The sequence below is a fragment of the Paenibacillus sp. JCM 10914 genome, from assembly GCF_001315105.1.
Classification (GTDB): Bacteria; Bacillota; Bacilli; order Paenibacillales; family Paenibacillaceae; genus Paenibacillus_AQ.
In genome coordinates this window covers 1-21,631 of record NZ_BAZR01000025.1, presented here as the reverse complement: position 1 = coordinate 21,631, position 21,631 = coordinate 1, and the positions used below count along the sequence as shown (strand labels likewise).

Below are 21,631 nucleotides of genomic sequence, written 5' to 3'. Positions count from 1 at the left end.
ATTTCCTGCTGCCTATTTATACATTAACGTACATCCGCAACCATCGTGATGGACGTTCCGAACATACCGACTTCTCGAAATCCAAAGCGCTTATATAATCGCACCGCGGCTGTATTTTCCGGAGCGACGCTTAGGCTAACCTGCTTAATCCCCTTCTCCTTCATCTCTGTAAACAGCGCTTGCATGAGCCGGGTCCCCCATCCCTGCCCGCGACATGCTGGGCGCAATGCCATACCTAGCTCGGGTATATCCTCATGGACGAAACCGAACCCTTTATTGGCCTCGTCAAAAAAACGGATCGTGATCGAACCCACAGGCACCCCTTCCGCATTCATCGCGATATAGCCAAGGTCGCCTGCTCTGCCCCAACCGGCTACATATTTCTGCATGAACGGTTCTTCCAGCACATCTCTACTGAACGGCTCATCCCCATCCTGCACATATAAAGATTCATATAACATATCCCATAAGAAATTCTCGTCCGCAGCTGTTGTCATTCGAATTGATTCCATATATAAACACAACCTTTCCTAACACATCTGCACCTTGTATGAATTAGCTATGGTAGAACCGCTCTCCTGCCACAACCTGCGGAATATTCCGTTATACATATTTATTCCGTGAAATTCAACTGCACAAAAAGCCCAACTGCACATTATCTTGCAGCCAGGCTTATCATTTTCTCACTTATTCTAAATGTTCTAGAAAGGCCCCCCTCAAAATACACGATCTCAGCAAAACGAATATGCAGTGCTTTATTCTCGCCAATCGTCAGTTGGCAGTGGTCCACAACGACGCCTGTCAGGATCCCCTCTAGCTTGCCTGCCGTTGTATCGATCATCACTTTCTGCCCCTTATGTCGCAGCAGATGATCCATAAATACAGGTTCAATTAATGATATACTGCGTCTTTCAAAGTTGAAATATATTATTGCAGCCGACATGTTACAATGAATTTCAGTTTACATGACGATACGAGGGGGCATTCCCGTGATCATTAGAAGATTACAGCCGAGCGAACCACAGCCAACAGAACTTCTGCTTCTGGCAGACCCATCAACTGCACTGGTAAAGGATTATGTAAGCCGAGGCCAATGTTACGTGGCTGAACTGGACGCGCAGATCATTGGAGTGTATGTGCTGTTGCCCACCCGCCCTGGAACCGTGGAACTGGTGAACGTGGCTGTAGCCGAGCATCTGCATGGACGCGGCTATGGCAAGCAGCTCGTGACCCATGCGATCTCTCAAGCCAGAGCATTCGGGTATGCGACGATTGAGATCGGAACCGGCAGCACAGGTGTTGCTCAATTGGCACTATATCAAAAATGTGGATTTCGCATGGTTGGTATCGACCGTGATTTTTTTGTGCGCCATTATGAGGAAGAAATCTATGAGAATGGCATGCGGCTGCGCGATATGGTGCGATTGTCTCTCGACTTATAGGCAACATATGGGAGCTGCTTGCTGTTCATTATGAGAACAGAACATAACAAAAAAACCTCTCGCAAAGCGGCTAACCGAAGGTTTCATGAAGAGGTTGCTTCATGAAACCTTCCGCAGCCGGGCATAGCGTAGAGGTTATTCTTTTTATTGGTCATATTCACATGGAATTACGGATTTAACGTTTCGCTCCAGTCATGAATCATATGACCCTCCAGGTACTTCTCGCAGTCCATAGCAGCCATGCAGCCAGTACCCGCCGCTGTAATCGCCTGACGGTAACGCGTATCCTGGACGTCGCCACAAGCGAATACGCCTGAAATGTTCGTCTCGGTTGTGCCTGGCTTCACCACGATGTACCCGGTTGGATCGGTCGTGATTTGACCGGCCAAGAAGCCGGTATTCGGTGTGTGGCCAATCGCGACGAACACGCCTTCCGCTTCGAGCAGCTCTTCCGCACCAGTCTCATTGTTGCGGACTTTCAAGCCTTTTACGCCGGTCTCGCTCGTAACCACCTCAATTGGTGTGCGGTCCAGAGCCCACTCAATCTTCTCGTTCTCACGGGCGCGATCCTGCATGATCTTCGATGCGCGCAGTTCCGTACGGCGGTTCACCACCGTAACACTGGATGCAAAACGTGTCAGGAAGCTGGCTTCCTCCATCGCGGAGTCGCCGCCGCCGATGACCACAATTTTCTTGCCGCGGAAGAAAAATCCGTCGCAGGTTGCACAAGTGCTGACCCCGCGACCCACATTCTCTTGCTCACCCGGGATGCCAAGGTATTTGGCCGATGCTCCCGTAGAGATAATGACCGACTCGGCAAGAAGCTCTCCCATTCCTTCGACATTCACCTTGAACGGATGCTGGGAGAAGTCAACCGATTCTACCCAAGCGCTCTTGAACTCGGCACCAAAGCGCTCTGCTTGCTGACGCATATTATCCATCAGCTCAGGTCCCATGATTCCCTGCGGGAACCCTGGAAAGTTCTCCACGTCGGTGGTCGTCGTCAGCTGTCCGCCCGGCTGCATCCCCTCGATCACGAGGGGGGTCAGATTCGCCCGTGCCAAGTAGATGGCCGCCGTCAATCCGGCAGGTCCTGTTCCGATTACAATTGATTTGTACATAGATACAGCCTCCTTTTTAGGGTCCATATGCCTTGTAGCATTCTATTCCGAATGTGTACCGAACTCTTCATACATAATGCCCTTACTTAAATGTTTTCCGTAAAGGGGCGAAAATTATCATCTTGCTGAACTTTAATCTCGCACACACTGTCAATCTGACGTGCATAACGACTTACCGTTGATGACGAAATGCCGTAACGAACGGCTACTTGCTCGTACGTCAGGTCCCGCCCGCGCTTCTTGGCTGTTAAGTATTCCAAGGCTGCCGCCCAGCCTTCTGCGTTCCGGATATTCGGTATATCGGGGTAGAGCTTGCTTAGGAAATCAGACCAGAGATTCTCCAGCTCCTTCTTCCAATAAGCGTCAACCCGCATGTCCATCACTTGCTCGGCCTTCTCTAGTACAGCTTTCCAGGATGGAAGCCAATCCGGGAGCACCTCTCTACCCAAACCCGCGTTGGAATCGCGTTCATCGCGCCGCTCTTGCAATCGGTTACTCGCTGCCTCCATCTGCTGCAGTACCAGCCTCGCTGCGTCCTTCAATTCGTCATTCTCGCCCGGTTCCTGCAGGAATGACTGCAAGGCGTGCTGAACCTCTTCATCGGCAATCAATTCCAGCGTTCGAATGACCTGCAATTTGGTCTGCGGGTCCCCATGACGCAGCGCCCAGAAAAAGGATGAGCGGATCAACGGATTCTGTTTCGCTTCCTCCGTTAATTTAGTTCCGTCATGCTCCCAGCGCTTAAATTGTTCTTCAAACGGAAGGTGGTAGTGATAGCTCACCTTCATCTGATTCATGCCAGCCTCTTTGCGCTTCGCCAGCTGTGCCAGATAGAAATCGGGAATGACGGTGTCACCGTCCAGCTTCAGAGCATGTCGCCAATACTTCTCTGCGATGTCATAATAACCACTATTGCAAGCCGCCACGGCCGTATAATGATACAGGCTCGGATCGGAACTGAATTCTTCGTACTTCAACAGCCGCTTGAAGTGGCTGTACGCTATCCCATGCTGCCCCAGAATTCCCATCGTTGTTGCGAGTTTAAACACATGCTCCAGATGAAAAGGTACTGTCACCTTGAGCATGTCCATCAATCGATCACGCGCAGCCTGATCACCTTCATGCTGAAAGAAAATAGCCAGGTTGCACAATCCGTGCAAATTCCCCGGCTCCTGATCCAGAACCTCTCCGATGGTACGTTTTGCCGTATCAAAGCGCCCCATATAATAATATGCCAACGCCAGATTGTTGCGCGCAGCCAGAAAATCCGGATGATTGTGCACAATCTCCTCAAGCAGTTTAACAGCCTGTCCGAACTTGCCTTCCTCCAGCAGAGCGCGAGCATTCTCATGCTCAACTACGCCTTCACGGCTCTTGATTCGATTCAGCTTCGCGGGGCGGTTAAGCTCATAATGGAGCAGCTCCATCATCTCTTCCGCCTCATCCAGAAATTGTCCGTTCGGATCTTCCTCCAGATAAGTAACCAGTGCCTCCTCGGCCTTCTCGAACTGCTCCATATTCGCGTAGTTATTCGCCATATAGAAGTAGCATTCCGTCATCAACGGGTCTACCTGTTCCAGGATATGCATCAAAACCTCGTTCGACGCTTTATAATCACCCGTCTCTGATAATATACCCGCCATATTGGCATGATTCACCGGATTTCCGGGCTCATATTCAACAGCTTTGCGAAAATATTTAAGTGCTCTGTCGTATTGGTAACGATCCAGCGCGCGAACCGCTCGATCGAAAAAGAAATTGGCATTCATTTCGATAGATATAACATTGTGAGGGTCAATCGACCCGTATGGATTACCATTCACGAAAAGCAAGACACCTCCTTTAACTTGCTCCTCTATCCAGAACAGTATAACATAACTTACACCTATCTTTGCAGAAAAAAGACACCAGTTTACACACCGGCGTCCTTGAACAAAGTGGCGATAGATCCGCCCTCCATAATAATCTGCGTTGCTTGTGCCAGCATAGGGGCGACCGACAGCACGTTCAGCTTGGTCTTGCTACCGTGCTCCGGAAGCACGATGGAATCTGTCACGACAATCTCTTCAATGTGAGCATGGTCTAGTCGATCCAGCGCTTCACCCGAGAACAAGCCGTGCGTCGCGCACACAATTGCGTTATTCGCCCCCCGCTCCTTGAGGCTCTCGACCACTTGGACAATCGTTGAGCCCGTATCGATCAAATCCTCGATAATGATCGGTGTACGGCCGGTTACGTCACCAATCACGTGCGTTATGACCGATTCGTTATGGGCGGGACGCTGCTTGATCATAATCGCAAAAGGGGAGTCAAGTCGACTTGCAAGCTTCTCCGCCGTCTTGGCGCGTCCCGCATCCGGGGATACAATGACGGGGCATACGATTCGCTTGCTTTTCAAGTAATCCGTGATCAGATCAAGCGCGGTCATATGATCGACCGGGATGTTGAAGAAGCCCTGTATCGCCGGAGCATGGAGATCAATCGTGATGACTCGGGAAGCGCCGGCCGTGGTCAAAACATCCGCTACCATTTTGGCAGAAATGGGCTCCCGCGGCGCAGCCTTGCGCTCCTGCCTCGCATAACCATAGTAGGGCACGATAATATTGATCGTTCGGGCTGAAGCCCGCTTGGCCGCATCAATCATGACCAGCAGTTCCACGAACATTTCGTTAATCGGATGAGAGAAGGATTGTACCAGAAACACATCGCAATTACGGATGCTTTCTTCATAGTGCACATAGATTTCGCCACTCTGAAAGCGCGAGATTTTGATTGCTCCCAGGTCTACCCCCAACTGCTGGCTAATATCGCTGGCCAGCTTCGGATTGGAAGTTCCCGCGAACAAACGAAGTTGACGATACATGAAAACCTCCTGTTAAAGACGTGGTTATCTTTCTGAAAGCGTTATCGTTAAATCAGGCCGCTTCCTCCCCGATTGCTCTGTAAGGAAGAACTCTCCGGAGTGGAAACAGCCGTCTTATCTGTAAATCTTATCAGTTGCTTTGCTTGTCTTCTCTATTATACCTCTTTGTCATTCAAAAGCACCATCGTACGCTTCCGCTTCTCAAACGTGGCAACTTCCTTTACCCCAATCTCAGTCAACAGCCTGCGCGCCTGATCCAGATGCTCACCCAGCTTGCCCGGCTGATGGGCATCGGACCCAAGGGTCAGCGGTATGCCAAGCCTTACGGCTTCCACCAGCATACGGCGACTCGGGAACATCTCCTCGCACGGCTTCGATAAGCCTGAGGCGTTCAGTTCCATCGCCTTCCCGCTGCGGGCTACCGCGGCAAGCGCTGCCTTTTCCAGCTCGATTACCTCTTGCTCCTGCTCGGGTCCAGGACCAAATTTAAATCGCTTAATCGCATCCAGATGGCCCATGAAATCATACAGCCCCGTAGCAGCAGCCTTCTGAACAGCATCATAATACTGCGTGTACACCGCAAGCGGGTCCTTGCCTTCCCAGCCGTGTATCTGGCGATGGTCCGTAATATCCCACTCCCCAAGGAAATGGACCGATCCAATAACATAGTCCCACGGATAATCCGTAATGATTCGCTCGATCTGCTCTTCATATCCCTCGATATAATCGCCTTCCAGGCCAACCCGGATATCCAATTGCCCCTTGTATCGCTCCTTTAGCATCAGACACTCTTCTACGTAGCGAGGTAGTTCCTCCATCGGCATTGCATCTCAGGATAATATTCCTCAGCCCTTACATGGATCAACGGCATATGGTCAGACAAACCGAGCTGATCCATGCCAAGTTCAATCGCTCGCTTAACGTATTCTTCCAGCCCGCCTACCGCATGCCCACAGCGTACATGATGTGTATGGTAATCAATCTGCATCAATTGACCTCCTAATCGCGACGGGGCCGCTCATGACGGCGGCCAAGCTCGTCCAAGATCTCATCTAACGGCAGTTTCCGTTCTTGAAGCAATACCATAAGGTGATAGATCAGATCGCTGACTTCCAACCTTAACTCAGCGTTATCTTTATTTTTGGCCGCGATAATCGTCTCCGACGCTTCCTCGCCAACCTTCTTCAGGATCTTGTCTACCCCTTTATCGAACAAGTAGGTCGTATAGGCACCTTCCGGCCGCTCTACCTCTCGCTGGGCAATAACCTCTTCAAGATCTGCCAGAACCGCGAATCGATCGGAAACCGTGGCACGGTCAGCTTGTTCTACCGGCGTATGATCCTTACTAGACATAGCAATAGGATTATGAAAGCACGTGGTTTGCCCCGTATGACATGCTGGTCCCTTCGGGTTCACCTGGACGAGCAGCGTATCTCCGTCGCAATCATAAGATATGGATACAACCGACTGGACGTTTCCTGATGTTCCACCCTTATGCCACAGCTCTTCGCGTGAGCGGCTCCAGAACCAAGTCTCTTTAGTCTCCAGCGTCAATCGCAAGGACTCGCGATTCATGTAAGCCATCATCAGCACCTGCTTGCTCGCGGCATCCTGGACGATGGCTGGCACCAAGCCCGATGCATCCCAGCGAATCGACTCGCTGATGTGCTCCAGGGATAGGTCATTCAACACCTCTTCACTCATCGAATCTCCACTCCTTTCTGACTTAGATGTAGCTTCAATTGAGGGATTGCAATCTCTTTATAATGAAATATGGTAGCAGCAAGACCCGCATCTGCTTGCCCTTCCGTGAATACGTCGTAGAAATGATCCTCTTTCCCAGCGCCGCCAGAAGCAATAACCGGGATGCGGACTGTTGAAGAGACTGCCGAGGTTAAAGCTAGGTCGAAGCCGTCCTTGGTCCCGTCGGCATCCATGCTTGTCAGCAGAAGCTCTCCTGCCCCCAAGCTTTCTGCTCGCTTCACCCATTCCAGTGCTTTGATCCCAGAGGCTGTGCGACCGCCATGGGTATATACTTCCCACTCACCCCATGCTTCATTGTATTTCGCGTCTACGGCAACCACGATACATTGGGATCCGAATCGGCGAGCCCCGGCCGAGATTAGCTCCGGCTGCTGGACTGCCGCCGTATTGATCCCAATCTTGTCTGCACCCGCTCGCAGAATTCGCTTCATATCATCGACGGAGGAGATCCCTCCTCCAACCGTAAACGGAATCGCGATCTCACCGGCTGTTCTTCGAACAACCTCTTCCATGGTTGCCCGTCCCTCTACCGATGCCGATATATCCAGAAAGACAAGCTCATCCGCGCCTTCCTGGTCATAGAGCGCCGCTAATTCCACAGGATCCCCCGCATCGCGGAGATTCACGAAATTCACACCTTTTACTACCCGGCCGTCCTTCACGTCCAGGCAAGGAATGATCCGTTTTGCCAGCATGTCTTCCCCTCATTTCTTATAAACTTGTCGTTGATTATGAACCGATTCTGGTCACGGCCTCCTGAAGATCGATATTTCCGGTATAAAGCGCCTTGCCTACGATAGCACCGCCTACCCCGTTGCCGCGATGAGCACTAAGTGCCAGCAAATCCTCCAGTTTAGTCACACCGCCTGAAGCAATAACCGATCGACGACTCGCTTTAGCAAGTGAAACAATGGCCTCAACGTTAGGCCCTTGCATCATGCCATCACGGGAAATATCCGTGAAGATGAAGGTCTCCGCACCTTTCGCTGCCAATTCTTGAGCCAGAATCTCCGCCTGGACTTCAGACGTCTCGAGCCAGCCCCGCGTAGCGACGTAGCCGTTGCGCGCATCAATGCCGATGGCAACCTTGTCTCCGTACTTGCCCAGCACCTCTTCCGTGAAGGCACGGTCTTCAATCGCTGCCGTTCCGATAATAACCCGGCTCACACCAAGTGTTAGCAGTCGCTCTACATCCGCCAGCGTCCGCAGACCGCCTCCGACCTGAACAGGCACGTTCGCGCTGGCAGCAATCCGCCCGATGAGTTCGTCATTCACGGGATGACCCGCCTTGGCACCGTCCAGATCCACCAAGTGGATGAACTGACCTCCTTGCTCTTCCCATGATTTAGCCACTTCTACCGGATTGTCATTATAGACCGTCTCTTGATTATAATCGCCTTGTATAAGCCGTACGCACTTACCGCCACGAATATCGATGGCCGGGTATATGATAAAAGAGGACATCCCCATTCCCACTTTCCTTCTTATAATATGATCGTTCCCTCATCAAACTCACGCACTTAAGTCAAAGATAGAAAATTGTTCAGCAGGCTCATGCCCATCTCCCCGCTCTTCTCCGGATGGAACTGCATCCCATATACCGAACCACGGCCGACGATAGCTGTTACTGGCTGGCCATAGTCCGTTACCGCCAGCAAGTCAGCCTTAGCCTCAGGAAGAACATGATACGAATGGACAAAATACACATGGCCTTCCTCAAGCCCCGCAAACAACGGATGCTCCCGCTTCGCAAACTGCAGCGAATTCCAGCCCATATGCGGCACCTTATAGTCACCTTCCTTGAACCGTACCACCGATCCTGGTAGGATATTCAGCCCCTCATGGTTGCCATGCTCCTCACTTCGGCTAAACAAGAGCTGCATACCAAGACAAATTCCCAGCAGGGGTTTGCCCGCATCCGCAGCTTCCTGCATGACCGAATCAAGAGAAGTCTCACGCAGTTGTTCCATGGCATCCCCAAATGCGCCCACACCAGGGAGAATGATTCCGTCTGCAGACAGAATCTCCTCCCGCTCCCCCGTGACAAGCGCTTCATGGCCAAGTCGTTGCACCGCCTTGGTTACGCTGTGCAGATTGCCCATACCGTAATCCACGATTGAAATCGCCATGAACTAGAGCACTCCCTTCGTGGACGGCACGCCGGTCACACGCGGATCGATGCTTGTTGCTTCATCCAATGCACGACCAAGCGCTTTGAATACCGCTTCGATCATATGGTGCGTATTGTGGCCATAATGAACAATGACGTGCAGTGTAATCCGTGCCTCCAAGGCAAGCTTCCATAGAAATTCATGAACGAGCTCTGTCTGAAAAGAACCCACTTGCTGTGAAGGATATTCAGCCCGGTATTCGAAGTGCGGCCGGTTGCTGATATCCACCACTACCTGAGCAAGCGCCTCATCCATCGGTATGAATACGCTGGCGTAACGCTTGATCCCCTTCTTGTCGCCAAGCGCCTCGCGAAACGTCTGACCGAGGCAAATCCCGATATCTTCGACCGTATGATGGTCGTCAATCTCGATATCGCCTTTGGCTTTTACGCTGAGATCGAAATGGCCATGCTTCGTGAACAAATCCAGCATATGATTAAGGAAAGGCACGTCGGTCTCCAGTTCGGAAACCCCTGTTCCATCCACATTGAAATTCAGCGTAATATCTGTCTCATTCGTTCTACGGCTTACACCCGCGGTGCGCCCTGTCAATTCCGTGCTACTCACAAAATTACCCCCTATACATGTTCTTTCCTTCCGAAGCGTAACATCGAGAACTCGTGTGACTTTAGCTCTCTTGCTCCAGTCGAATCGCGATTGCCCTGGCATGACCCTCCAGACCCTCGCGGCGGGCCAGCTCCATAATCTGCTCGCCGTCACGCATTAACGCCTCTTTACTATAATAAATCAGGCTCGATTTCTTAATGAAATCGTCCACATCCACAGGCGAACCAAATCTTGCCGTGCCGTTGGTCGGAATAATATGATTCGGACCTGCAAAATAATCACCAACCGGCTCTGAGCTGTAAGGACCCAGGAAGATCGCTCCAGCGTTCTCGATGCTGCCTACGATGGCCATCGGCTCTTCGGTCATAATCTCCAGATGTTCCGGCGCCAAGCGGTTAATGACATCGATCCCTTCACGGAGGGATTCTGTAATGATGACCGCACCATAACTGTCGATGGATGCACGTGCGATATCTCGGCGAGGAAGCTGCTCAAGCTGGCGCTCCACCTCGGCAGCTACCGCTTCTCCCAGCTTGCGCGAGGAGGTTACCAAAATCGCTGACGCTAATTCGTCATGCTCTGCTTGGGACAGCAAATCAGACGCAATGTAGGACGCCTCTGCGCTGTCATCGGCCAGCACGGCAATTTCGCTTGGCCCTGCCAGGCTGTCGATATTGACCGTCCCGTATACTTCCCGTTTGGCTAGTGCAACGTAGATATTACCCGGTCCGCAGATTTTATCGACAGGTGCGATCGTGTCCGTACCGTAGGCCAGTGCCGCGATCGCTTGAGCCCCGCCTACCCTATACATCTCCGTAACGCCAGCCTCGGCGGCAGCCACCAATATGTACGGGTTTATTCCTTGCTCTCCGCCCGTGGAAGGAGGCGTCACCATCACAATCTCTGGCACGCCTGCAACCTGAGCCGGGATCACATTCATCAAGACAGAGGAAGGATACGCCGCTTTGCCTCCTGGGACATAGACACCGACCCGCTTTAAAGGGCGGATGATTTGTCCCAAGATGCTGCCGTCCGGCTGAAGATCCATCCATGAATTCCGTACCTGCTTCAAGTGAAAGGAACGGACATTCTCCGCTGCAGCCCGAATCGCCTTCACGAAGGAAGGCTCGACATGATCGTAAGCCGCCTTAAGCTCAGCTTGCGTCACACGAAGCAGATCAGAAGTCAACGTCACACGATCAAGCTGCTCCGTATAATGAAGCAAGGCGACATCCCCTTCGGTTCGTACTCGATGCACGATGTCCTTGACCACTTGAATTTGCTCCTGCGTGCCGTAATCACTCTCCCGATTCAACTGAAAATCATTAGCCGATACTACCTTCACGGACAACTCCCCCTTATCCCTGTACTCTTATATGTGTATCTGGTCAGACGTAATGACCTTCTGCAGCCGATCGCATAGCGCCTGAATTTCATCATTCTTCATCCGGTAACTTACCCGATTAGCGATCAGCCGGCTCGTAATCTCGAAGATGCTGGTCATCTCAACCAAGCCATTCTCCCTCAATGTCTGCCCGGTCTCCACCATATCCACGATCCGATCCGCTAATCCAATCAACGGTGCTAACTCGATCGATCCATTCAGCTTCACCACTTCCACCTGCTGCCCCTGTTCACGGAAGTATTGCGAAGCTACATTCGGATATTTCGTAGCCACCCGCTGCCGAATACCCGGTTTCCAGTCCGGTAATCCGATCACGGACATACGACAACGCGCAATGCCAAGGTCGAGCAGCTCATAAACATCCTTGGTGTCCTCCATCAAGACATCCTTACCAACGATTCCAATGTCCGCGACACCGTATTCCACGTAAGTCGGCACATCCACCGGTTTGGCGAGTATGAATTCCATGCCTGCTTCTGGCAATGGAATCACCAACTTACGCGTCTCATCCACATCGAACGGAATGGGAAGCCCGGCTGAACGGAACAGTGCAGATGCTTTTTTATAGATACGTCCTTTGGGCATGGCAACTTTCAACGTTTCCGCCACTTGCATAACCTCCTGACTTAGCCCCTTCGGGAATTTATTTCAATGTAATAACCTCGCGATAGCCTTTGTTTAACAGACTGCCGGATACGGCTTCCCCATCCTGAACTGAATCAGTCGATGAATCGCGTAGAATGGACGTGATTACCTTATTTCCTTGAGCTCGCAATTCCGCAGCCTTCGCCAACCCAGCTTTTCGGAAGGAAGAAGTATATCGGATTAATATCGGCAAATCTTCCGCGATCTCTTCACCCTTCACACCATCCAAGATGCGATTCGTCTTGAGCGCAAATCCGGTGGCAGGTACAGCCCGCCCGAACTGTTGGAGCAGCTTATCATATCGTCCACCGCTTGCCACTGGCGAACCCAACTCCGCTGCATACCCTTCAAACGTCATCCCTGTGTAATAGGAGAAGTCGCCCAGCATCGTGAGATCGAGCAATACATGCTCCGATACATCGTATGCCTCCAGGACCTCCCATACTTTACGAAGATGCTCGATCGATGCTCGAGCTAACTCGTTGGAGGTGATCTCCAGCGCCTGCTCGGCGATCTCGCTCCCACCGCGCAGGCGCAATATGCCCTCTAATTGATCTTGTTGCTCCTGGTTCAGACTGAGGCTGGCTATCGTGTTACGATAACCAACATAGTCGCGATTCAGCAGATCCTGCTTGAGATTCTCCTGATCTAAGGTGCGGTCAGGCAATACCTCTTGGAGCAGACCATTAAGATATCCCATATGTCCCATGGCGATCTTGAATCGCTCCACGCCAGCCGCCTGCAAAGACTCGATCGCTAACGCAATGACCTCGGCATCTGCTTCCGTCGAGTCATCGCCAATGAGCTCCACGCCGGTCTGGAAGAACTCGGCCTCTCTGCCGGCCTCCTCCTCGATGGCCCGAAATACATTGGCATGATAAGATAAACGCACAGGCAGTGGTTCGTCCTTCAATAGAGAGGACATTACACGTGCGATCGGTGCAGTCAGATCGGAGCGCAATACCATCGTCGTACCGCGTTTATTGAGTAATTTAAACAACTTTTGGTCTGATGTTGAACTTGCTACGCCAACCGTATCATAATATTCCATTGTCGGTGTCATGATCTGTCGGTATCCCCATCGATCCATACATGCCAGCACTTCACGCTCGATTCGGCGCAGCTTGGTCACGGCATGCGGGAGATAATCACGTACACCTGCCGGTTTTTCAAAGCCCTTCGGTTTAGACATGACGTTACACCTCATATTTGTATAATAATACTTTACTAAGTTAAAGTGTTAACTTGCTAATAAATTAAAGGATATTGGCTATATTACCATGAAAATAACCTTATCGTCAATGGTCGCAACTGTGAATAAAAGCCGTCCTGTCGGACGGCTTTATCGATTTATATTAAATGGTAACAAGGTTATGACGGAGTTACAAGTCTACCGACTTTTTGCTGTCTCCCGCCACCGTATCCTTCTGATCGGATGATGTCTTCTTAGGCGCAGGCTTCAGAGAACGCGGAACACTGCCCAGCAGCATCCATGATCCTGGAATCCAGCGGAAGAGGAACTGAACCACCAACGCGCTGACGATTAAGGCTGATACCATGCCGCCGTAGATCCAGATCAAGTAATCATCCGTGACAGGATTCAATTTCGGATCTAGCTCCCGGTAGAGGAATAACCACAATGGGTGAACCAGGTATATCGCGAAAGACAGTTCACCGATACGGGTCAGCGGTTTTACAATGACCTTCCAGTTCTTCTGGTACAGCCAGCTAGCCAGCTGCATCAGTACGAGAGCCGAGAAGATCGTGTGCATATTCCACAGCAGCTCATACAACAAGGAATTATAACTTGTTCCGTGCAGTCGTTGATTGTACCAAATCTGAACATGGGAGAGGGCCATCGCAAGCCAGCCCACCCACAGGACGACTGTGCCCACTCTTTGACGCGACGTTTGCTTCTTCCAGTTATTGCTTAGCCAAGCTTTAAACTTATCGTAATGCATAGCCAAATAGGCGCCGAGGAAATAATAAGCGATATAGGAGATCGCCAAACTCCCCTTATATTGGTACTGCAACTCGAATTTGTTATATAAAATGAATCCCCACTGGAGCAGGAATCCAATCGGTACGGCCCACCGCACCAGAAATCGCGAGGATTTGAATAGCTTCAAGAAGATCGGAAACAGAATATAGAACTGTAAGCTGATGAATACAAAGTATAAGTGCGTATAATTCTGTCCCACCCATAAACGTTCAAAGAATATAGGAAGCTTCTCCCACAGATTAAACGAGCTGTTAAGCAGACCGTTCTGATACATGCGTACAAAGAAATAGATGATGGAGAACAGCAGATAAGGTAGCAAAATGTACAAAAGTCGGCGTTTGTAGAAGTTCTTGATCAGATCCTTAGTCAATGGCCGATCATAATAATTATAGAACAACACGAAACTGCTCAGAAAGATGAAAGACGGCGTTCCGTATTTAAAGAAAATATTCAAAAAGTTAATAATATAGTAGAATCTCGAATCAACGGCCGCTACGGTTGCGAATGAAGTGGCATGCACATGAAGCACACCGAGAATAGCCATCGCACGGAATATATCGAGATGCGGTAGCCGTTCCTTCTTGTTCAACGTTGTACTCATCGCGGGCGTCGCCTCCTTTGGTTACGTTACGATCTTTACAGTCGGTTTAAACCTAAACCCAAATGGGCAAAAAAAATCCCTCAAGGCGGATCAAACCCGGGGGACTGTTTTTCCTTGGTAACTGTCTGTACTACTCATTTTACATGAAATCATGTAGATTGAGAACCGATTATGTCATATTGCCTCAATTTGACTCACTTTCCGCCTTAGCCCTGCCGAGTTCTCTTAGTGGATTTCCGCCCACAAAGACGCCCGGCGCCACATCCTTATGTACAACAGACCCCGCAGCAACAACAGCCCCGTCTCCTATCGTTACACCTGGCAAAATGGTGGAATTTGCGCCAATCAGCACGTTCTCGCCAATGATGACCTCCCCAAGACGATATTCCTTGATCAGATATTCATGAGCGAGAATCGTGGTGTTATATCCGATCACGGAATTTTCCCCAACCGTAATCTTCTCCGGAAAAAAAACATCAACCATAACCATCAATCCAAACGCCGAATGGCGCCCCACCTTCATCCCAAGCATACGGCGATAGATCCAGTTCTTCATCGGCAGGATCGGACAATAACGCGCAAGCTGGATAAAGATGAAGTTCTTAACGCCTTTAAACGGACTTACCGTTTGATAGATTTGCCACAGTGCGTTGGGCCCTTCTACAGGGTAACGGTCTAACTTTCTGGCCATCCTGCCAAAACTCCTATTCCTCTGGAAGTCCTACGATTGCGTAGAGATCTCTCATATCGTGCAAAATATAGTCCGGTTCATACTCCCTGAGTTTCTGCTCGCCCTTCAGCGACCAAGCGACCGCAGCCGCTTGAACACCTGCTGCTTTAGCAGACTGGACATCGACCGGACTGTCGCCAATCATCAATGTCGTTTCAAGGTTGGCGCCGAGCCGCTCCACGGCCGAAAGTACAGGCTCGGGATGCGGTTTCGGATGCTCAACATCGCTCACTGTAATCACCGTAGACATATAACGCTCCAGATCGTACTTCTCGAGTGTCATCATCGTGGACGGGCGTATTTTCGTGGTTACAATCCCCATTACAAGTCCGTGATCATGCAGACGTTTCACTACCTCATGGACATGCGGAAATGTCCGAACCATCTCATCATGATGAGATGAATTGAAGGAGCGATACGCCCGAACGAAATCACTTACATCCTGCGCTCCTGAGAAAGCCTGCAATTGCTGCTCCAGCGTGGTTCCCATATGCGGATGATTTGCTCTCTCGTCAATGACCCTGATGTATGCTGCTCAAATACATGTAGGAATGAAGAAATAATCAGCTCATTCGTATCAATAATCGTTCCGTCCAAATCGAACAATACGGTTTCTATCATGCTGCACTACTCCTTTTTGTCCTCCGTATCCGCTGGGGTTCCTGTCGCTTGATCCGACTGGGAAGATACCGACTCTTGCTTATTATCCTTATTCGGAGTCTTGGTGCTTGGTTCTTCCACCTTGTCTGCTTGAGACTTTCGCTCCTTCTTAATCACGGGTGCCGCTTTTGTGTGCAAATCTGCCTCAGGCGTTGGCTCTGATCCGGTCTTGGTGGACACGATCGGATCCAGATAACGAACGTTTGCGCGGCCAGTTACTCTACGTACAATGATCAACACGATGCCCGCAATGACGAACAATACCGATAATAACTGCGATATTCGAATATTACCATAGGCCGGATCGAGATGACCCAATTCGAAGCCCATCCAGGACATTGGCGCCCATAACGTATTATTAATGAAATCGGCTAGACCGGCAGAGCCTTGGAATGCCAAACTATCTGTCCGTACGGCTTCGATGAAGAAACGGCCAATCGAGTACCAGATGAAATAGCCGATAAACAGTTCGCCTGCCCGCAAGAATTTCTGTCTGCGGATAACAAACAGCAGAATGATGCCGACTAAGTTCCATAGCGATTCATATAAGAACGTTGGGTGATGAAGCACACCCTGCACATTCATTTGATTAATAATGAAATCAGGTAAATGCATACCGCGTAAGAACGATTCTTCAACCGGACCACCGTATGCCTCCTGGTTGACGAAGTTGCCCCAGCGACCGATAATCTGTCCAGCCAACAAGGATGGTGCGCAAATATCGGCAATACGCCAGAAGTTGTACCCTTTTCTGCGTACATAGATTAATGCACAGATGATGGCACCAATCAGGGCACCAAAGATGGCGATGCCACCCTCCCATATTTTGAATACATCCCAGAAATTATCCTTGTAGTCTTCCCATTTAAAGGCTACATAATAAATACGCGCCCCGATGATGGCCGAAGGTACACCAAGCAGAAGCAAATCCATGAAGAACTCCTGTGGTATGCCGAAGCGTTTCCCCTCGCGAATAGCCAGCAGAAGACCTGCTAGGGCACCAAGACCCAGAATCAAGCCGTACCAATGAACACGCAGCGAGCCGATGGAGAATGCCACCGGATCGATGAGCAATGTCTGTATCACTTATAAGCCCCCCTCATTAATCCAGATCGTCCATATCTTCATTAATCGTTGCCGTTAATTTATTCGTGAATTGTAATGCAGCATTCAGCCCCATCTGCTTCAGCCGGTAATTCATCGCTGCGACCTCAATAATAACGGCAAGGTTACGTCCTGGGCGAACCGGAATCGTTACCAGAGGAATATCGGTCTCAATGATGCGTGTTCGTTCCTCATCCAATCCCAGACGATCATATTGTTTGTCCTGCTGCCAAGCTTCCAGTCGGACCACAAGCGTGATTCGTTTATTATTCCGCACGGCACCCGCGCCAAATAACGTCATGACATTGATAATGCCTACCCCGCGAATCTCAAGCAAGTGGCGGATCAGCTCTGGCGCTGTGCCATGAAGCTGAAAATCAGACGTTTGACGAATCTCAACCGCATCATCTGCAATCAGACGATGGCCACGCTTCACAAGTTCTAAAGCGGTCTCGCTCTTGCCTATACCACTTGTGCCCGTAATCAGCATACCTACACCATAAACGTCACACAGAACCCCATGTATGGTCGTTGTAGGCGCTAATTTACGTTCCAGATAACTCGTAAACCGGCTTGTAAGAATGGTCGTCGCCATGCTGCTGCGAAGCACGGGCAGCCCCTTCTCATTGCTGACTTCGATTAACTCTTCCGGCACTTCCAAAGAGCGTGTAACGACGATACACGGTGTCTCTTCCGTACATAAACTGTTCATTCGCTCTTTACGTTCTTCTGGCTTCAGCATTCCGAAAAAGGCAAGCTCCGTACGTCCCAGAAGCTGAACACGTTCACGGGGATGGTATTCAAAATAACCGGCCATTTCCAATCCCGGACGATTCAGATCATCCGTTGTAATCTGGCGCTTCAAGCCTTCCCCGCCCGAAATGACCTCCAATTGGAAGTGTTGGACCAGTTCGGACACTCTCACTTTCTTGGCCATGGTCTTACCTCTCTTCTTCTGTTGTATGTTGACATCACAACAGAGCCGCTTACGGCTCATCTTTGATGATTTATTGCTTGTCTGCTCATCGCGAGCCCTGAATTATGTATGCCTTGCTTTGTGCTTATCTTATCGAAAATCCCTAATGAATGCAATTCTGAACCACCAATTCTTTCCTTCCAACTTCAGCCGCGCCATGTCACAGCCATCCCTTCTCCTACAAAAAACCGCCCTTGACGGGGCGGTTTTCAAGAGAAAGCCGAGGCTTTATAGGTTTTAGTCTTCGATCAATACGTTCAACTCGGACTCTTTGTCAAAGATATGAACTTTGTTCATGTCGAGCGCCAACTTCACGTTGTCGCCTTCACGTGTAGTAGAACGTCCATCTACACGACCGATAACCGTATCTGTGCCAAGACCACTCAGGTACAAGAGCATTTCGTGACCGAGGTTCTCAGTTACGTCAACTTTAGCGTTGAAGATCGTGTTCGGGGAAGCTTCCAGGAATACTGGCTCTTCGTGAATGTCCTCTGGACGAACACCCATAATTACTTCCTTACCGATCAAGGACTTGTTCTTCAACAGTTGTGCTTTACCGCCTGGAACTTGAACGTTCAAGCCTTCGGAAGTGAAGTACACGCCGCCATTTTGCTCAGACAATGTGCCGTTGATGAAGTTCATGGTTGGGGAACCAATAAAACCAGCAACGAACAAGTTGTTTGGACTATTGTAGAGCTGTTCTGGGGAATCGGCTTGTTGAATGATACCGTCTTGCATAACAACGATACGGTCACCCATCGTCATTGCCTCTGTCTGGTCATGTGTTACGTAGATACAAGTGGTTTCAAGACGTTTAACCAGCTTGGTAATCTCAGCACGCATCTGACCGCGAAGTTTCGCATCCAAGTTGGAGAGCGGCTCATCCATCAAGAAGACTTGTGGATCACGGACAATCGCACGACCCAAGGCAACACGCTGACGCTGACCACCGGAAAGAGCTTTCGGCTTACGCTCAAGCAAATGCTCGATATCCAGAATTCTAGCTGCTTCACGTACACGTTTATCGATTTCGTCTTTTTTCACTTTACGGAGTTTCAAACCAAATGCCATGTTCTGATATACGTTCATATGTGGATACAAAGCGTAAGATTGGAATACCATCGCGATGTCACGGTCTTTAGGAGCTACATCGTTAACTACGCGGTCACCAATGTAAAGCTTACCTTCGGAAATTTCCTCAAGACCTGCGATCATACGAAGTGTTGTAGACTTACCGCAACCGGAAGGACCTACCAATACCAGAAACTCTTTATCTTTGATATCCAGATTAACGTCAATTACAGTTGCTTTATCCGCACCTGCATACTTCTTGTAAATATGCTCTAAGCGTACACCAGCCATGTGCATTTGCCCCCTCATAGGTATGTTATGAAATCGAATACAAATTATAGTCTTATCTTACCCTATGGGCATCTGACTTGCTATACACAATCTGCACAAAAAACCTACTTCCTTTTCGTCACTTTATACAATAGAAGTGTTATTTTCACTAATACCGCATCACTGAAGCTTCGAACATCAAGCCCCGTCTCTTGTTTGATCTTATCCAGACGGTATAGCAAAGTGTTGCGGTGAATATATAAATGTTTGGCCGTCTCACTCACATTACAATCTAGTTCAAAGAAGGACTCCAGTGTGGACAAGGTTTCACTATCCTCAAACAGATCGGTATGCCCTGCCGCATATTCTCTTAAAAATTGATTACGCTGATACTCAGGTATACTAAACACCAGTCGCTCCAGGTGCAGCCCGGTCGATAAATGAATATGCTCCTTCATCTGAAACGTACGGCCGATGGTCATCGTCTCTTGCAGCATACTTACCGTTTGGGGTAAGGTGTGTAACGCATTGACAGCCGGAATCGCTGATATATGGAAATCCCCTACCCACTCGGTAGAGATAAGCTCGTATAATCCCATACAGAACAGAGATAACAAATCTTGCTCTCCTTCTGCCGGAGTATCATCTTTATCATCCGTTGTAATACCATCCAGAAGCTCTTGCTTTGCAAGCACAAGCCATTCCTTCTCCATTAAAGGGACCAGAACGATCTCCCCGTCAAAGTAACTGTCCAATAATCGATGCAGCGCCTTATAACTCGGAGTGGGTGCATGCTCGCTCTCATTAATTAATAGAAACGGAATCATCGTCTCAGTCAGGCTAGATCTTAGCAACAGCTCTTCTGGCAGTTCAGCAAGCACTTCTCCAGCCTGCAGGCGCTCTTTGATCCAAGTGCCTAATGCTTGCGCTCTCCGTTCCTCATCGCCTTTACCGGTGCTTCTGAACATCGTACTTGGGGTAGAGCCTTGAATGCTCGACAACCATAAATCAATTAATTTGATTTCCGAATCGGTTAGCTGATTACGATCAGCGACAATCACCTTCTGGGGCCGATCACTACTAATCGGAATCCAAATTTCATCTAATGGCACTTCATTATAGGTCGCTCCAGGAGCTATCATGGGTAGCTGATGTCCTGACATCTCTAGGGCAGCTCGTTCCTGCTCATTCAATGTTTTTAACGCGAGTGTTATGCCAAGGGTGCTCTCCAACTTCTGAACGATCTGCTCCATTTCCACCATTGATGACTCCACCACTTTATCGTTTTTTCTTATTTTAGCATAACAATCCTTGTAATCGATAATTCATCACGAATGTAAAAAAACAAAAAAGCCGTCAACATCGTTGACGACTTTATCGGATGAGCCATGAAGGACTCGAACCTTCGACACCCTGATTAAAAGTCAGGTGCTCTACCAACTGAGCTAATGGCTCTTACAACTGGTGGAGGATGATGGATTCGAACCACCGAACTCGGACGAGAACAGATTTACAGTCTGCTGCGTTTGGCCACTTCGCTAATCCTCCAGAATATAAAGGTGGCTCGGGACGGAATCGAACCGCCGACACGAGGATTTTCAGTCCTCTGCTCTACCGACTGAGCTACCGAGCCTTATGTAATTAACATAAAAATAAAGTGCGGAGTGTAACACTTCCCACTTTAATCTGTGGAAAACCAATCACTTTTATTCCAATAAGAAATAATGGCGGAACTGACGGGATTCGAACCCGCGATCTCCTGCGTGACAGGCAGGCATGTTAGGCCTCTACACCACAGTTCCGCATTATTAAGTAAAAATGGTGCCGGCGAGAGGACTTGAACCCCCAACCTACTGATTACAAGTCAGTTGCTCTACCAGTTGAGCTACACCGGCGCGTGTAAGGTAAGAAAATGAATATGGTGGAGGCTGAGGGGTTCGAACCCCGACCCTCTGCTTGTAAGGCAGATGCTCTCCCAGCTGAGCTAAGCTCCAGGTATGTATGGTAGCGGCGGAGGGGATCGAACCCCCGACCTCACGGGTATGAACCGTACGCTCTAGCCAGCTGAGCTACACCGCCATATAAACCTATTGCATTCAAGTTAATATAAATGGCGGAGAGAGAGGGATTCGAACCCTCGCACCGCTTACGCAGTCTAACCCCTTAGCAGAGGGTCCCCTTATAGCCACTTGGGTATCTCTCCATCATAACTTGTATGCAGTTACAGAGATTGATTCCC

The 21,631-nt window shown here is 49.7% G+C and carries 20 protein-coding genes, 8 tRNA genes and 2 pseudogenes; 1 reads left to right on the top strand and 29 read right to left on the bottom strand.

Going from position 1 to position 21,631, the window contains the following annotated elements:
• Positions 1-23: 23 nt before the first annotated feature.
• A complete protein-coding gene (locus JCM10914_RS21380) occupies positions 24-512 on the bottom strand; it encodes a GNAT family N-acetyltransferase (protein WP_023964547.1) in 489 nt (162 codons plus the stop codon).
• Positions 513-655: 143 nt separating this feature from the next.
• Positions 656-943: a DUF2642 domain-containing protein gene (locus JCM10914_RS31505; RefSeq protein WP_081739866.1), complete on the bottom strand. Its 288-nt coding sequence runs from the start codon at positions 941-943 to the stop codon at positions 656-658.
• A gap of 46 nt (positions 944-989) precedes the next feature.
• Between JCM10914_RS31505 and JCM10914_RS21370 the strand changes: the two genes are divergently transcribed.
• Positions 990-1,442: a GNAT family N-acetyltransferase gene (locus tag JCM10914_RS21370; protein WP_023964543.1), complete on the top strand. Its 453-nt coding sequence runs from the start codon at positions 990-992 to the stop codon at positions 1,440-1,442.
• A 167-nt stretch (positions 1,443-1,609) separates the two neighbouring features.
• Here JCM10914_RS21370 and trxB read toward each other — a convergent pair whose 3' ends face one another.
• From trxB to JCM10914_RS21235, 27 genes and pseudogenes are all read right to left on the bottom strand, one after another.
• Positions 1,610-2,563 (bottom strand): thioredoxin-disulfide reductase, encoded by a 954-nt coding sequence (trxB, locus tag JCM10914_RS21365; protein WP_023964541.1) that lies wholly within the window; start codon positions 2,561-2,563, stop codon positions 1,610-1,612.
• 86 nt (positions 2,564-2,649) lie between these two features.
• A complete protein-coding gene (locus tag JCM10914_RS21360; protein ID WP_023964539.1) occupies positions 2,650-4,395 on the bottom strand; it encodes a lipopolysaccharide assembly protein LapB in 1,746 nt (581 codons plus the stop codon).
• A gap of 80 nt (positions 4,396-4,475) precedes the next feature.
• Positions 4,476-5,426 carry a ribose-phosphate pyrophosphokinase gene (locus JCM10914_RS21355; protein ID WP_023964537.1) on the bottom strand — a complete coding sequence of 317 codons (951 nt, stop codon included), beginning with the start codon at positions 5,424-5,426 and terminating at the stop codon, positions 4,476-4,478.
• 155 nt (positions 5,427-5,581) lie between these two features.
• Positions 5,582-6,414: pseudogene (hisJ, locus tag JCM10914_RS21350) on the bottom strand (histidinol-phosphatase HisJ).
• Positions 6,415-6,425: 11 nt separating this feature from the next.
• The gene (hisIE, locus tag JCM10914_RS21345) at positions 6,426-7,130 is read right to left on the bottom strand and encodes a bifunctional phosphoribosyl-AMP cyclohydrolase/phosphoribosyl-ATP diphosphatase HisIE (protein WP_023964531.1); all 705 of its coding nucleotides are present in this window, start codon (positions 7,128-7,130) and stop codon (positions 6,426-6,428) included.
• Complete coding sequence (gene hisF, locus JCM10914_RS21340; RefSeq protein WP_023964529.1) at positions 7,127-7,885, bottom strand: imidazole glycerol phosphate synthase subunit HisF; 759 nt, start codon at positions 7,883-7,885, stop codon at positions 7,127-7,129. The genes hisIE and hisF overlap by 4 nt, the downstream gene beginning before the upstream one ends.
• Before the next feature lie 34 nt (positions 7,886-7,919).
• Positions 7,920-8,654, bottom strand: a complete 735-nt coding sequence (hisA, locus tag JCM10914_RS21335) for a 1-(5-phosphoribosyl)-5-[(5-phosphoribosylamino)methylideneamino]imidazole-4-carboxamide isomerase (RefSeq protein WP_197286865.1) — start codon at positions 8,652-8,654, stop codon at positions 7,920-7,922.
• 56 nt (positions 8,655-8,710) lie between these two features.
• A complete protein-coding gene (gene hisH, locus JCM10914_RS21330; RefSeq protein ID WP_023964525.1) occupies positions 8,711-9,319 on the bottom strand; it encodes an imidazole glycerol phosphate synthase subunit HisH in 609 nt (202 codons plus the stop codon).
• A 3-nt stretch (positions 9,320-9,322) separates the two neighbouring features.
• Positions 9,323-9,928: an imidazoleglycerol-phosphate dehydratase HisB gene (gene hisB, locus JCM10914_RS21325; RefSeq protein ID WP_023964523.1), complete on the bottom strand. Its 606-nt coding sequence runs from the start codon at positions 9,926-9,928 to the stop codon at positions 9,323-9,325.
• Between the two features lie 61 nt (positions 9,929-9,989).
• Positions 9,990-11,273, bottom strand: coding sequence for a histidinol dehydrogenase (gene hisD, locus JCM10914_RS21320; RefSeq protein ID WP_023964521.1), 1,284 nt, complete (start codon positions 11,271-11,273; stop codon positions 9,990-9,992).
• A 27-nt stretch (positions 11,274-11,300) separates the two neighbouring features.
• The gene (hisG, locus tag JCM10914_RS21315; RefSeq protein ID WP_023964519.1) at positions 11,301-11,942 is read right to left on the bottom strand and encodes an ATP phosphoribosyltransferase; all 642 of its coding nucleotides are present in this window, start codon (positions 11,940-11,942) and stop codon (positions 11,301-11,303) included.
• 34 nt (positions 11,943-11,976) lie between these two features.
• Complete coding sequence (locus JCM10914_RS21310; RefSeq protein ID WP_023964517.1) at positions 11,977-13,170, bottom strand: ATP phosphoribosyltransferase regulatory subunit; 1,194 nt, start codon at positions 13,168-13,170, stop codon at positions 11,977-11,979.
• Between the two features lie 190 nt (positions 13,171-13,360).
• Positions 13,361-14,581, bottom strand: a complete 1,221-nt coding sequence (locus tag JCM10914_RS21305) for an acyltransferase (RefSeq protein WP_023964516.1) — start codon at positions 14,579-14,581, stop codon at positions 13,361-13,363.
• Between the two features lie 184 nt (positions 14,582-14,765).
• Complete coding sequence (locus tag JCM10914_RS21300) at positions 14,766-15,272, bottom strand: DapH/DapD/GlmU-related protein (protein WP_023964514.1); 507 nt, start codon at positions 15,270-15,272, stop codon at positions 14,766-14,768.
• 13 nt (positions 15,273-15,285) lie between these two features.
• Positions 15,286-15,932, bottom strand: a pseudogene (ppaX, locus tag JCM10914_RS21295) (pyrophosphatase PpaX).
• Positions 15,933-15,938: 6 nt separating this feature from the next.
• Positions 15,939-17,054, bottom strand: coding sequence for a prolipoprotein diacylglyceryl transferase (gene lgt / locus JCM10914_RS21290; protein ID WP_036719455.1), 1,116 nt, complete (start codon positions 17,052-17,054; stop codon positions 15,939-15,941).
• 19 nt (positions 17,055-17,073) lie between these two features.
• Positions 17,074-18,012, bottom strand: coding sequence for an HPr(Ser) kinase/phosphatase (gene hprK / locus JCM10914_RS21285; protein ID WP_023964506.1), 939 nt, complete (start codon positions 18,010-18,012; stop codon positions 17,074-17,076).
• A 276-nt stretch (positions 18,013-18,288) separates the two neighbouring features.
• On the bottom strand, positions 18,289-19,413 hold the full coding sequence (locus JCM10914_RS21280) for an ABC transporter ATP-binding protein (RefSeq protein ID WP_023964504.1): 1,125 nt from the start codon (positions 19,411-19,413) through the stop codon (positions 18,289-18,291).
• Between the two features lie 104 nt (positions 19,414-19,517).
• Positions 19,518-20,654 (bottom strand): CdaR family transcriptional regulator, encoded by a 1,137-nt coding sequence (locus JCM10914_RS21275; RefSeq protein WP_023964502.1) that lies wholly within the window; start codon positions 20,652-20,654, stop codon positions 19,518-19,520.
• A gap of 120 nt (positions 20,655-20,774) precedes the next feature.
• A tRNA-Lys gene (locus JCM10914_RS21270) sits at positions 20,775-20,847 on the bottom strand.
• A gap of 7 nt (positions 20,848-20,854) precedes the next feature.
• Positions 20,855-20,940, bottom strand: a tRNA-Tyr gene (locus tag JCM10914_RS21265).
• A gap of 12 nt (positions 20,941-20,952) precedes the next feature.
• Positions 20,953-21,025, bottom strand: a tRNA-Phe gene (locus JCM10914_RS21260).
• A gap of 92 nt (positions 21,026-21,117) precedes the next feature.
• Positions 21,118-21,194, bottom strand: a tRNA-Asp gene (locus tag JCM10914_RS21255).
• A gap of 17 nt (positions 21,195-21,211) precedes the next feature.
• Positions 21,212-21,287, bottom strand: a tRNA-Thr gene (locus tag JCM10914_RS21250).
• A 24-nt stretch (positions 21,288-21,311) separates the two neighbouring features.
• Positions 21,312-21,385, bottom strand: a tRNA-Val gene (locus JCM10914_RS21245).
• A 9-nt stretch (positions 21,386-21,394) separates the two neighbouring features.
• Positions 21,395-21,471 (bottom strand) — tRNA-Met (locus JCM10914_RS21240).
• Between the two features lie 32 nt (positions 21,472-21,503).
• Positions 21,504-21,595 (bottom strand) — tRNA-Ser (locus JCM10914_RS21235).
• Positions 21,596-21,631: the final 36 nt, after the last annotated feature.

Coding starts and splice junctions, on each gene's coding strand:
- JCM10914_RS21275 (WP_023964502.1), bottom strand. CDS start 20,654: ATGGTGGAAATGGAGCAGATCGTTCAGAAGTTGGAGAGCACCCTTGGC.
- JCM10914_RS21380 (WP_023964547.1), bottom strand. CDS start 512: ATGGAATCAATTCGAATGACAACAGCTGCGGACGAGAATTTCTTATGG.
- JCM10914_RS21305 (WP_023964516.1), bottom strand. CDS start 14,581: ATGAGTACAACGTTGAACAAGAAGGAACGGCTACCGCATCTCGATATA.
- JCM10914_RS21355 (WP_023964537.1), bottom strand. CDS start 5,426: ATGTATCGTCAACTTCGTTTGTTCGCGGGAACTTCCAATCCGAAGCTG.
- trxB (WP_023964541.1), bottom strand. CDS start 2,563: ATGTACAAATCAATTGTAATCGGAACAGGACCTGCCGGATTGACGGCG.
- hisA (WP_197286865.1), bottom strand. CDS start 8,654: ATGTCCTCTTTTATCATATACCCGGCCATCGATATTCGTGGCGGTAAG.
- hisH (WP_023964525.1), bottom strand. CDS start 9,319: ATGGCGATTTCAATCGTGGATTACGGTATGGGCAATCTGCACAGCGTA.
- hisIE (WP_023964531.1), bottom strand. CDS start 7,130: ATGAGTGAAGAGGTGTTGAATGACCTATCCCTGGAGCACATCAGCGAG.
- hisF (WP_023964529.1), bottom strand. CDS start 7,885: ATGCTGGCAAAACGGATCATTCCTTGCCTGGACGTGAAGGACGGCCGG.
- JCM10914_RS31505 (WP_081739866.1), bottom strand. CDS start 943: ATGTCGGCTGCAATAATATATTTCAACTTTGAAAGACGCAGTATATCA.
- JCM10914_RS21280 (WP_023964504.1), bottom strand. CDS start 19,413: ATGGCTGGTGTACGCTTAGAGCATATTTACAAGAAGTATGCAGGTGCG.
- JCM10914_RS21300 (WP_023964514.1), bottom strand. CDS start 15,272: ATGGCCAGAAAGTTAGACCGTTACCCTGTAGAAGGGCCCAACGCACTG.
- JCM10914_RS21310 (WP_023964517.1), bottom strand. CDS start 13,170: ATGTCTAAACCGAAGGGCTTTGAAAAACCGGCAGGTGTACGTGATTAT.
- hprK (WP_023964506.1), bottom strand. CDS start 18,012: ATGGCCAAGAAAGTGAGAGTGTCCGAACTGGTCCAACACTTCCAATTG.